Annotated in this window: 9 protein-coding genes; 3 read left to right on the top strand and 6 right to left on the bottom strand. The window is 64.3% G+C overall.

Annotated elements, in window-relative coordinates; genetic code table 11:
* On the top strand, positions 1–2,461 hold a 2,461-nt coding region (gene argB / locus ABUA09_RS17065), incomplete at its 5' end, for an acetylglutamate kinase (protein WP_349949560.1).
* 110 nt (positions 2,462–2,571) lie between these two features.
* Entirely contained in the window at positions 2,572–3,831 is a 1,260-nt protein-coding gene (locus tag ABUA09_RS17060; RefSeq protein ID WP_349949559.1) for a M16 family metallopeptidase, read from the top strand.
* A 141-nt stretch (positions 3,832–3,972) separates the two neighbouring features.
* Here ABUA09_RS17060 and ABUA09_RS17055 read toward each other — a convergent pair whose 3' ends face one another.
* From ABUA09_RS17055 to ABUA09_RS17045, 3 genes are all read right to left on the bottom strand, one after another.
* On the bottom strand, positions 3,973–4,383 hold the full coding sequence (locus ABUA09_RS17055; RefSeq protein ID WP_058116798.1) for a MaoC family dehydratase: 411 nt from the start codon (positions 4,381–4,383) through the stop codon (positions 3,973–3,975).
* A gap of 70 nt (positions 4,384–4,453) precedes the next feature.
* A complete protein-coding gene (locus ABUA09_RS17050) occupies positions 4,454–5,794 on the bottom strand; it encodes a GntP family permease (RefSeq protein ID WP_081959992.1) in 1,341 nt (446 codons plus the stop codon).
* A gap of 48 nt (positions 5,795–5,842) precedes the next feature.
* Positions 5,843–7,393 (bottom strand): acyl CoA:acetate/3-ketoacid CoA transferase, encoded by a 1,551-nt coding sequence (locus ABUA09_RS17045; RefSeq protein WP_033119284.1) that lies wholly within the window; start codon positions 7,391–7,393, stop codon positions 5,843–5,845.
* A gap of 442 nt (positions 7,394–7,835) precedes the next feature.
* On the opposite strand from ABUA09_RS17045, the gene ABUA09_RS17040 reads away from it, so the two are divergent.
* Positions 7,836–8,771 carry a LysR family transcriptional regulator gene (locus tag ABUA09_RS17040; RefSeq protein ID WP_279202201.1) on the top strand — a complete coding sequence of 312 codons (936 nt, stop codon included), beginning with the start codon at positions 7,836–7,838 and terminating at the stop codon, positions 8,769–8,771.
* Positions 8,772–8,834: 63 nt separating this feature from the next.
* Here ABUA09_RS17040 and ABUA09_RS17035 read toward each other — a convergent pair whose 3' ends face one another.
* The 3 genes from ABUA09_RS17035 to hemZ all read right to left on the bottom strand — a co-directional run.
* Entirely contained in the window at positions 8,835–9,665 is an 831-nt protein-coding gene (locus tag ABUA09_RS17035) for an Mrp/NBP35 family ATP-binding protein (RefSeq protein WP_195608081.1), read from the bottom strand.
* Positions 9,666–9,747: 82 nt separating this feature from the next.
* Entirely contained in the window at positions 9,748–10,692 is a 945-nt protein-coding gene (locus ABUA09_RS17030) for a uridine kinase family protein (RefSeq protein WP_033119282.1), read from the bottom strand.
* Positions 10,677–11,620: coproporphyrinogen dehydrogenase HemZ (gene hemZ, locus ABUA09_RS17025; protein ID WP_349949558.1), on the bottom strand; the 944-nt coding region annotated here is incomplete at its 5' end. The genes hemZ and ABUA09_RS17030, both read right to left, overlap by 16 nt.

The raw sequence follows: 11,620 nt of genomic DNA, 5'->3' as shown, positions 1-11,620 counted from the left end.
GTGCCCCTCCCCGCCGGAGGCCGGCGCCTCCCCCGGGGGGCAGCCCCCAAAAAACCAAAATGAGGTGACAATGATGGTCCTCCCCATCCGCCCGCTGGGCGATTACTGGCAGCTTTTACAGAAACACGGCCTCCTCTCCTCGGACAAGCCCCTCCCGGCGGAGCTGCTCTCCCGCCCGGTGCACCTGGTCTCCTGCGACTCCCAGGCCGTGGAGCCGGGGACCCTCTTCATCGTCAAGGGGGCCCACTTCCGGGGGCGGTACCTGGCGGAGGCACTGGAAAAAGGGGCCTTCGTCTACCTCTCCGACCACGTGTGGGAGGAGGCGGGCGCGGCCCCCTGCCTGCTGGTGCGGGACGTGCGCAGGGCCATGGCGCTGCTGGCCGACTTCTACTACGACCATCCCAGCGGCAAGCTCAGCGTGGTGGGGATCACCGGCACCAAGGGCAAGTCCTCCACCACGTACTACCTCAAATATATCTTTGACGAGTACCTCTCCGCCAGGAAGAAGCGGCCCAGCGGCGTCATCTCCTCCATCGACACCTTTGACGGCGTGGAGCGGTTCGAATCCCACCTCACCACGCCGGAGCCCCTGGACCTGGAGCGCCATTTTGCCAACGCCGTGTCCTCCGGCCTGGAGTACCTCACCATGGAGGTCTCCAGCCAGGCCCTGAAGTACGACCGCATGGACGGCGTGGATCTCTCCGCCGCCGTCTTTCTCAATATCGGCTACGACCACATCTCCCCCATTGAGCACCCGGATTTTGAGGACTACTTCGCCTCCAAGCTGAAGATCTTCGCCCACTCCGACCTGGCGGTGGTGAACCTGGACGCCGACGAGGTGCCCCGGGTCCTCAACGCCGCTCGGGAGCACTGCTCCAGGGTCCTCACCTTCTCCGAGCAGGACCCGGCGGCCGCCGTGTTCGGCTCCCAGGTCCGCAAGCAGGGCCACGACATCCTCTTCCGGGTCAAGACCCCCCGCTTCAGCCGGGAGTTCCGGCTGACCATGCCGGGGCTCTTCAACGTGCAGAACGCCCTGGCCGCCATCGCGGTGTGCGAGGGCCTGGGCATCCCGGAGCAGTGCATCTACGTGGGCCTCATGAAGGCCCGGGTGCCCGGCCGCATGGAGGTCTATCAGAATGCCAACGGGCGCATCACCGCCATTGTGGATTACGCCCACAACCGCCTCTCCTTTGAGAAGCTCTTCCTCTCCGTGAAGGAGGAGTACCCGGGTCGGCGGGTGGTCATCGTCTTCGGTTGTCCGGGCAAAAAGGCCCTGGACCGCCGGAAGGACCTCAGCGAGATCGCCGCCCGGTACGCCGATCTGGTGGTCATCACCGAGGAGGACCCCGGCGAGGAGGACGTGCTGGATATTTCCCGGGAGATGGCCGCCCATGTGGAGAACGTGGGCTGCGACTACTCCATCGAGCCCGACCGGGGCGAGGCCATCCGCATGGCCGTCATGGGCAGCGAGACGCCCACCGTCATTCTCATCACCGGCAAGGGGGCGGAGACCCGCCAGAAGCGGGGCACCGCCTATATCGACTGCGTTTCCGATGTGGAGTACACCAAGCGGTACCTCCACGAATACGACGTGAGCCACCATCTGGACGGCATGGAAAAGGTACTGGGCCTTTTGGACACCCTGCCCCGTCTGGCCGAGAGCGCCGGCAGGACGGTGGTGCTCAAATACGGCGGCTCCGCCCTGGGCGAGAACGGCGCGGTGGACTCCATCCTCCGGGACGTGGCCGCCCTCCAGATGGCGGGAGTCCACGTGGTCCTGGTCCACGGCGGCGGCAGGAGCATCACCGGCTGGCTCTCCCGCATGGGGGAGGAGACCGTGTTCCGGGACGGCTACCGGGTCACGGACGACACCGCCATGGACGTGGCGGAGATGGTCCTCTCCGGCCAGGTCAACAAGCAGGTGGTATTGGCCCTGCGGAAGCTGGGGGTGAAGGCGGCCGGCGTCTCCGGAAAGGACGGCGGCATCCTGAAGGCCAGATGCAAGGACCCGGCCCTGGGCCACGTGGGGGAGATCGTCTCCGCCGACGCCGCCCTCATCCGGACGCTGCTCACCGGGGGCTATGTGCCCGTGATCTCCCCGGTTGCCGCGGGGGAAAGATGGGAAAGCTATAACTGCAACGCCGACGACGCGGCCTGCGCCGTGGCCGAGGCGCTGAAGGCGGACAAGCTGGTTTTCCTCACCGACGTGGACGGCATTCTGATGGACAGCCGCAACGCCAAGACGGCCATCTCCTCCCTCACCGCCTCGGAGGCCAGGGAGCTGCTGGACAGCGGCCTCATCCAGGGCGGCATGGTGCCCAAGCTGAGAAGCTGCGTCCGGGCCCTGGAGAACGGCGTGTCCAAGGTGGCTGTGCTGGACGGACGCATCGACCATGTGATGCTGCTGGACGCCGTGTCCGGCCAGACCATGGGCACCACGCTTCGCCGGGACGAGGCATGAATTTCCTGCGCTGCGGCGCGCCAGGACAACAGGCAGATCAGCGGCGCATGAGGCTTTCGCGCATGTGGGCCGACCCGGCCCGCAAAATCGATTTGTAAGACGAGGTATACATGGAAGAAGCATATAATACGCAGGTCCTCCCCAACGGGGTGCGCATCGTCACCGAGCACGTCCCCTCCGTCCGCTCCGCCTCCCTGGGCATCTGGGTGGGGACCGGTTCCCGTAGCGAGAAGCCGGGCGAGGGCGGGGCCGCCCACTTCATCGAGCACATGGTGTTCAAGGGCACCGAGCGGCGCACCGCCCGGCAGCTCGCCCAGGAGATGGACGCCATCGGCGGCCAGGTGAACGCCTACACCACCAAGGAGTGCACCTGTTTTTACGCCCGCAGCCTGGACGAGCATCTCAGCCGGGCCATGGATATGCTCTGCGACATGGTGTTCTGCTCCCGGTTCGACGAGCAGGACGTGCAGACTGAGCGGGGGGTCATCTTGGAGGAGATCGGGATGTACCAGGACAACCCGGAGGACCTGTGCTCCGAGCGGCTGATGGGGGCGGTGTACAAGGGGACGCCCCTGGCCCGGCCCATCCTGGGGACCCGCGCCAGCCTGGAGAAGATGACGGGGGCGTGGCTCAGGGAGTATATGCGCGACCACTACCTGCCGGGGGACATTGTGGTGTCCTTGGCGGGCAGCTTTCCGGAGCTGGTGGTGGAGGAGCTGAAGGCGCGCTTTCTGGCGCTGGAGGGGGGGAAGTCCCCCGCCCCCCGGCCCGCGGGCTACACCCCCGCCTTTACCCTGAAAAAAAAGGCCATCGAGCAGAACCACCTGACCCTGGCCTTTCCCGGCCTCCCATACGGGCATAAAAAGCGCTTTGTGCTCCAGCTCCTCTCCTCCATGCTGGGCGGTGGCATGTCCTCCCGGCTCTTTCAGGAGGTGCGGGAGCGGCGGGGGCTTTGCTACTCGGTGTATACCTACGGGGCGGGCCACGCCGAGACCGGCGTTTTCGCCATCTATACCGCCCTGGGCAAGGAGACCGAGGCCCAGGCCCTGGAGACCATCTGCCGTACCATCCGGGACTTTGCCGAGCGCGGCCCCGCCGCCGAAGCGCTGGACCGGGCCCGGGAGCTCTCCAAGGCCAATGTGCTCATGGGACTGGAGTCCACCCAGGCCCGCATGAGCGCCCTGGGCCGCGGGACCCTCCTCCAGGACCGCCCTCTCACCACCGACGAGGTCATCGAGGCCTATAACGCCGTCACGGCGGAGGACGTGCGGGCGCTGGCCCGGGAGCTGTTTGATTTCAGCCGGGTCTCCCTCTCTGCCGTGGGCCGGGTGGGGGACGAGGATTACTACCGGGGACTGATCGGAAATTGAAGAGAGGGGCCGTCACGCCCACGCCGTCTCCGCAAGCACGACCCACCTCTCAAAATGCCCGAGGGCCCCGGACGCGCGGCAGCGTGGCCGGGGCCCTCGGGCGTTGGTAGGGGGGAAGGAACGAAAGAGGGAAGTGGCTTCTCAGCGCCTGGGGGGCATGACGGTGGCCATACCCTTGATGACCATGTCGCCGTCTTGGTTGGTGCAGATAGTCTCCAGCCTGACGATGTTCTTTTCGGGAAGAAGCTCGCTGACCGTGCAGGTGGCGGTGACGGTGTCGCCGAAGCGGACGGGCTTGGTGAACTTGAGCTCCTGCCCCAGATAGATGGTGCCGGGGCCGGGAAGGCGCATGCCCAGCACCGCCGAGATGAGGCCGGCGGAGAGGATGCCGTGGGCGATCCGACCGCCGAAAGGGGTCTGGCTGGCCGACACCTCGTCGGTATGGGCGGGGTTAAGATCTCCGGTGATGCCGGCAAAGAGATAGACGTCGGACTCCCCGATGGTCTTCACCGTGCTGGCGGAGTCACCGATCTTCATTTCCTGAATGGTCATGTGTATACTCCTTCCTGTTTGGCCTGCGCCGAAGCCGTGGGATGGGGCCGGGCACAGAAAACTGCGGAATCTAGATCCCGATGAAGCCCCAGACCAGGGCCAGCAGCAGGGACCCTACCAGAGGGATGATGCAGGTGGTGATGCAGATGTCGATGTAGGACTCCTTGTGGGTGCAGTTGGACACCGCCAGCAGGGTGAGGACGGCGCCGTTGTGCGGCAGGGTGTCCAGGCCGCCGGAGGAGATGGAGGCGATGCGGTGGAGGAGCTCAGGGCTCATACCGATGGCGTTGGCCATCTCCAGATACTTGGGCCCCAGGGCCTCCAGGGCAATGGACATGCCGCCGGAGGCAGAGCCGGTGGCGCCGGCCAGCACGTTGACGGCCACGGCCTCGGAGAAGAGGATGGAGCCGGGCATGTTCAGAGCCAGGTTGGTCAGCACGGCGAAGCCGGGGACCGCCTTGACCACGGAGCCGAAGCCCACGGCGCAGGCGGTGTTCATGATGGCGCCCATGGAGCCGTTGGCGCCGTCATTGATGGCGGGCAGCAGGACCTTGGCCTGGTTCAGATTGAGCAGGCAGGCCACCAGGATGCCGCAGATCAGGGCGATGACAATGGCATAGTTGGAGGCCAACTCCACACCGGTGACGTTCAGCACCACCTTGGGGAAGGCGTTGAGCATCAGCACCACCACCACCAGGGGGACAAGGCCGGTGATCCAGTGCCAGGAGGGCAGGTTGCGGTCGCTGAAGTCGGTTTCCTTGTGCTTGGGATCGGGCACAAAGTGGAGGCCCTTCTTCCGGCACTGGGCCACACGCCACTCCAGATAGATGTAGGCGGGGACGAACATGACGATACAGGCCACCACGGACAGCAGGGGAGCGGCCATGGCAGTGGTACCGTAGTACTGAGTGGGGATCATGTTCTGGATCTGGGGGGTGCCGGGCACAGCAGTCATGGTGATGCCGAAAGCGCCGGTGGCGATGGCGCCGGGCAGCAGGGTGCGGGGCAGGTCGGCGGCCCGGTAGACAGCGTAGCCCATGGGGTAGATCACGAAGACCACTACAAAGAGGGAAATGCCGCCGTAGGTCATCAACAGGCAGGGGATGACCACCGCCAGCACGGCGAAACGGGAGCCGATCAGCTTCACCAGGGCGTCGGCCAGGCTCCGGGCGGAGCCGGTCATGTCCATGACCTTGCCGTAGACGGCGCCCAGGAAGAAGGCGGGGAACCACTGGAACACATAGTCGGCCATGCCCTTCATATAGTCGCCGACGTAGGCGCCCAGGATGCTGTAGCCGCCCAGTATGGCCACCACCACGGCGCACACCGGGGCGACCCAGATGATGGAGTAGCCCTTATAGGCCAGCAGCATCAGGAGCACCAGCCCCAAAACGATGCCCAACAAACTCATGAATTGTACCTCCTCAACACATTCTCTCTCCCGGAGGAGCAGGGGGATTTACTGGGCCAGGCCCATGGGGCCGGCCTGGAAGATGCGGCTGTCCATGGGCTTCACATCTCTGACGATGGGGGCGAAGTCCATTTGGTCCAGCACGTCCTTCTGCAGATCAATACCGGGGGCGATCTCCTTGAGCTCCACTCCCTCCGGGGTGAGCTCGAAGACAGCCCGCTCGGTGATGTAGAGCACCGGCTGGCCCTTCTCCACGGCGTACTCGCCGGAGAAGGTGACCTGCTCCACGTCCTTGAGGAACTTTTTGTCGCGGCCCTCCTGCAGGAGTTTCAGCTCACCGTCGGCCACATCAATCTTCAGGCCGCCGGCAGTGAAGGTGCCGCAGTACACCACCTTCTTGGCGTTCTGGGTGATGTTGATGAAGCCACCGCAGCCGGCGATCTTAGGGCCGAACTTGGAGACGTTGATATTGCCCTTCTCGTCGGCCTGGGCCAGGCCCAGGAAGGCCACGTCCAGCCCGCCGCCGTCGTAGAAGTCGAACTGATAGGGCTGATCCAGGATACAGTCGGGGTTGATGGTGACGCCAAAGTCCTTGCCGCCGGCGGGGATACCGCCGATGGTGCCGGCCTCGGTGGTGAGGACCATCCCCTGAAGGCCCTCCTCGGCGGCCACCGCCGCCACGCCCTCGGGCATACCAATGCCCAGATTGGTAATGGCGTTGGGCACCAGCTCCATAGCGGCCCGCCGGGCCACCACCTTCCGCTGATCCAGGGCCAGGGGCTTGAGAGAGCTCACCGGCACCCGCACCTCGCCGCAGTAGGCGGGGTTGTAGCCGGTACCAAAGGTCTGCATGTGGTTTTCCGGGGCGGCTGCAACGATGGCATCCACATAGATGCCGGGGAGCCGCACCAGACGGGTGTCCAGAGCGCCGTACTCCACCACGTCCTCCACCTGGACGATGACTCTGCCGCCGGAATTCTTGGCGGCTTGGGCGATGGCTAGGGTCTCGGCGCTGACGCCCTCCCGCTGGAAGGTACAGTTGCCCTGGGTATCGGCGTAGGTGGCACGGATCACGGCCACGTCGATGGGCAGGGCCTTGTAGAGGAGCCGGGTCTCCCCGCCGATCTCGATGCGCTCCACCAGGGGACCAGCCTCACGAGCCTTGTCGTTGAGCATGCCGCCCTCCAGCGCCGGGTCCACAAAGGTCTTCAGACCTACGTGGGTGATGAGCCCCGGCTTGCCGGCGGCGATGTCCCGGAAGAGCTGGGACAGCACCCCCTGGGGGTAGTTGTAGGCGGCCGCCTTGTTCTCCATGGCCAGCTTCTGGAGCCGGGGCACCAGGCCCCAATGGCCGCCAATGATCCGGCTGAGCAGCCCCTCCTCACCCAGATGGTTGAGGCCCCGCTCACCCGAGTCGCCCTGGCCGGCGGCGTAAATAGCGGTGAGCCCCTTGGGAGAGCAGGAGCTCAGGTAGAGCTCCTGGATGGTTTTGTTGACCTCTTCCGGCACCATGGCGCCGACAAAGCCGCCAAAGGCGACGGTGGCGCCGTCGTGGATATAGGTGCGGACGGCCTCCTCTGCGGACATGACCTTGGGCACGGAACACCACTTCCTTTCCTACTCTCAGCTGTCGTTCTCCTCTCGCGCCGTTGTGGCGGATCTGTGCACAGTTTTGGGAAAAATGGCCGTGGACGCCAGCCCCGCCCGGCGTAGCCAAGTATATCAGCAGGACCTGTCCGGTGTAAAATGCCGTTTTTGGCGGCAAGTATGCATAGAAATTATACTTTACACCAATTGAAAGAAAATATTTCTGATTTTTTGTATAAGTCGCCCAGAACTATGTCCGTCCCGCATCGGTCTATATCTCCATCGCATAGTTTTGTAGAGTTTCTTCAAAAAACCATTGCCGCCTTTGGCTGTTTTTTTCCTGGAAAATTTTCGCACTTTCTGGTAGGATAGGGGACATGACAACGTTGGCCCAGGGGGAAAACGAGTTCCCCCCGTTTTTATGGAAGAGATGCAGAGATATGGAGGGGTAGGTATGGAGATCCAGCAGCTGAAGTACTTTGTAGAGGTAGTCCGCCAGCAGAGCTTTACCAAGGCCGCCGCCCAGCTCTTCGTTACCCAGCCCATGCTCACCCGGTCCATCAAGCACCTGGAGGAGGAGCTCAACGTCCGGCTTCTCGAGCGCACCAGCAAGAGCTTCTGCCTCACCGATGCCGGGCGCATCCTCTACGAGCGGGTCCAGGACTTCCTCCTCCAGTATGACGACATCTTCCGCACCATGACCGACGTGCGTTCAGCGCGGGTGGGGGAGGTCCACATGAGTATCCCCGGGGTGCTGCTGGACGTCTACTTCCCGACCCTGCTCACCTGCTTCCACCGTCATTTCCCCGGCATCGACATTTCGGTGGTGGAGGAGGGCTCCAAGCTGGTGGCCTCCTCGGTGGGATCCGGCCGGGCCGACCTGGGTCTGGTCATGCTGCCGGTGGACGAACCCTACCGCTTTGAGAGCAAGACCCTCATCAGCAACGTCTGCTCCCTGGTGGTGAGCCGGCACCACCCCTTTGCCAAAATGAGCAGCGTCCATATCCGGGATCTGAAGGACGAGACCATCCTTACCTACAGCGAGACGGCCACCCTTCACGACACCTTTATCCGTATGTGCGGAGAGTGCGGCTTCGTCCCTCGCATCTCCTACAAGAGCCTCATGACCCGGTTCTGTCTGAAGATGGTTGGCATGCAGCAGTGTATTGCCGTCCTCCCCCTGCCCATCCTTCAGCCCGATCTGTGCGAGGAGCTGGTCACCGTCCCTCTGGAGCCGGTGATCCCCTGGGAGATCGCCATCATCCGCCGCCGGGAGGGCTACCGTTCTTTCGCCGCCAACCAGCTTTTCAGCCATATCTGCGACCACTTCGCCTCCCTGGATCACCAGGGCATGAACGCCGATCTCCGAGCCACCGCCATCTCCGTATAGGCCCAAATACATAAAAAGATCCCGTGGACAATGGGTCCACGGGATCTTTTCCGTCTCGTTTCCTTACACCCTGCCGGCGACCAGCGCCTCGGCCACGCCAGCCATGGGATTGGGCTGGTATTCCTCCACCCTGCCCTCGTCGCAGGCGGCGGCCAGCGCCGGGTCGACGGGGAGCCTGGCCAGGACCTTCAGGCCCAGCTCGGCGGCCACCCGGTCCGCCTTGCTCTCGCCGAAAAGGGCGTGCTCCCCGCCGCAGTCGGGACACTTGAAGTAGCTGTAGTTTTCCACCAGCCCCAGAATGGGGATGTTCATCATCTCCGCCATTTTCACCGCCTTGGTGACGATCATGGACACCAGGTCCTGGGGAGAGGTGACCACGATCACACCGTCCACGGGCAGGGACTGGAACACGGTGAGGGGCACGTCGCCGGTCCCGGGGGGCATGTCCACGAACATATAGTCCACATCGCCCCAGATCACATCGGTCCAGAACTGTTTCACCGTGCCGGCGATGACAGGCCCCCGCCAGATCACCGGGTCGGTCTCGTTCTCCGTGAGAAGGTTGAGGCTCATGAGCGCCACACCGCCTTTGCTGACCGCGGGATAGATGCCCAGCTCGCTGCCCACGGCGTGCTCATGGATGCCGAAGGCGGTGGGGACGGAGGGGCCGGTGATGTCGGCGTCCAGCACGGCCGTCTTTTTGCCCAGCCGGGCCATGGCGGCGGCCAGGGAGCAGGTGACGGTGGACTTGCCCACGCCCCCCTTGCCGCTTACCACGGCGATGACCTTGCCGACGCTGGAAAGCTCGTTGCAGGGGGCGTGCAGGTCCATGGGGGCGGTGCGCTCCCCGCAGCTCTCGCCGCAGGAGGAGCAGTCATGGGTACATTCGGACATGATCGTGATGTCTCCTTTTCATATCGAAGTTTGAGGAATTATGGGGTCAGCCCCAGACGGGATCGTTCCGCCCGCAGCCGCGTCAATAGGAATAGCTGCCGCCGCCGATGAATTCCCGGATCAGGGAGTCCTGGGGCACCAGGGCCGGGTCCAGGGGCTCAAAATAGTCAAATGACTTCACCAGCGCCTGGAGCTCTGCATACCGCTCGTTGTCCGAGGATACCTGGTCCACCGCCGCCCGCAGGGGCGCGGCGTAGTTGGCGAAGACCGGAACCTCGTACCGGAGGGAGGAGTCAATGACTACATTGGCCCGGTCCTTGAAGGGGGAGATGTGGAGCTTTTCGCCCCGGCGGACATTGTACCACATGGAGAGGGTCTCCACCAGGTCCGTGCCCCGGAAATTGTAGTCCCGGACGGCCCGGCGGGAGATGCGCATCCAGGTGCCCTTGAACCGCAGCGCCTCCCCCTCCAGAATGTTGGAGCGGGCGGAAATATAGAGCGTGGTGGCCTCAGGGTGGCGGCCGGCGATGTCGTCGTTGAGGGCGTGGATGCCCTCGAAGATGGCGATCTCGTTCTCACCCAGCTTCAGGGGGGTGCCCCGGCTGTCGTTGCGCATCTGGCGGGCAAACTCAAATTTGGGGACCACTACCCACTCCCCGTGGGAGAGCTTGGTGAAGGTGTCGTCCAGCAGGTCCATGTCCAGGAGCCTGGGAGACTCGTAGTCAATGTCCCCCTCGGCGTTCCGGGGCGCGGTACGCCGGTCCAGAGTCTTGAAGTAGTTGTCCATGGAGATGGTGTGGGTGTTCACGCCCCGGCGCTCCAGCTCCTGCTCCAGCTTCAGGGCCGTGGTGGTCTTCCCAGAGCCGGATGGGCCGGAGAGAAGCACGATAGGACTCTGCTTCATCCGCTCCAGGATGCGGTCGGCGGCAGATTCCAGCCGCGTCTGGTACACGCCGTCGCACTCGGCCACGAAGGCCGCCGGGTCGGTGCGCAGCTTGCGGTTGATCTCCTCTAGCTGATAGGCCATGTGATATCCTCCTTTTGGGCGACGATGGCGTCGATATGGTCGATATATTCCTTGGGATACTTGGGGTTGGAGAGGCGCACCAGACTTCCTGCGCCGGGATCGATGAGCTTGGTCACGCCGCCGGCCCCCAGGGAAAGGATGGTGTGGAGCTCCTCCATCATGCAGATGTTGTAGAGGCTCTCGCCGCCGGGACGGCACCAGCCCACATTTTCAAAGCCGCCGGACATATACTTCTGGCGGTAGAGATAATAGGGCGTATAGCCAGCCCCACGCAGCGTTTCCCAGGCGTAGTCCAGCATGGCCGACACCTCCCCCGGACTGGGGAGGCCGCCGCCTTCCGCCATGATGCGGGAACCCTTTTTGAGGGCCAGGGTGTGGACGGTGACGTTTTCCGGGGCCATCGCCACCACCTGGTCCAGGGAGCGGCGGAAGCCCTCCACCGTGTCCAGGGGGAGGCCGGCAATGAGGTCCATGTTGGCATAGGGGAAGCCCGCTTCCCGCACCAGGGCCCAGGCCCGGCGGATATCGTCTGCGGTATGGGCCCTGCCGATGGCCCGGAGGACGTGGTCCTCCATGGTCTGGGGGTTTACCGATACCCGGGTGCAGCCCCTTGTCCGGAGGACGGCCAGCTTTTCAGCCGTGATGGTGTCCGGCCGTCCCGCCTCCACGGTATACTCCACACACGCGGAGAGATCCACCGCCTCCTCCAACTCCCCCATCAGCCGGTCAAGCTGAGGGGCGGAAAGGGTGGTGGGGGTGCCGCCGCCGAAGTAGACCGAGCGCACCCGCCGCCCCCCGCGACGCAGCGCCGCACCGGCGGCCCGGACCTCCCGGCACAGGGCATCCAGATAGGGCTCGAGCATGTGCAGGGACCTCCCCGCGTCGGCGGAGATAAAGGAGCAGTAAGCACAGCGCGTGGGACAGAAGG

Source organism: Intestinimonas sp. RTP31139st1_F5_RTP31139_211217, from assembly GCF_040226735.1.
GTDB classification, from domain to species: domain Bacteria; phylum Bacillota; class Clostridia; order Oscillospirales; family Oscillospiraceae; genus Intestinimonas; species Intestinimonas butyriciproducens.
Note: the sequence above shows the minus strand (reverse complement) of the source record. Positions and strands in the feature narration are given on the sequence as shown.

Bases quoted from the DNA above. Each gene is read 5' to 3' on its own strand.
- ABUA09_RS17060 (WP_349949559.1), top strand. From the start codon at position 2,572: ATGGAAGAAGCATATAATACGCAGGTCCTCCCCAACGGGGTGCGCATC.
- ABUA09_RS17055 (WP_058116798.1), bottom strand. From the start codon at position 4,383: ATGACCATTCAGGAAATGAAGATCGGTGACTCCGCCAGCACGGTGAAG.
- ABUA09_RS17050 (WP_081959992.1), bottom strand. From the start codon at position 5,794: ATGAGTTTGTTGGGCATCGTTTTGGGGCTGGTGCTCCTGATGCTGCTG.
- ABUA09_RS17040 (WP_279202201.1), top strand. From the start codon at position 7,836: ATGGAGATCCAGCAGCTGAAGTACTTTGTAGAGGTAGTCCGCCAGCAG.
- ABUA09_RS17035 (WP_195608081.1), bottom strand. From the start codon at position 9,665: ATGTCCGAATGTACCCATGACTGCTCCTCCTGCGGCGAGAGCTGCGGG.
- ABUA09_RS17030 (WP_033119282.1), bottom strand. From the start codon at position 10,692: ATGGCCTATCAGCTAGAGGAGATCAACCGCAAGCTGCGCACCGACCCG.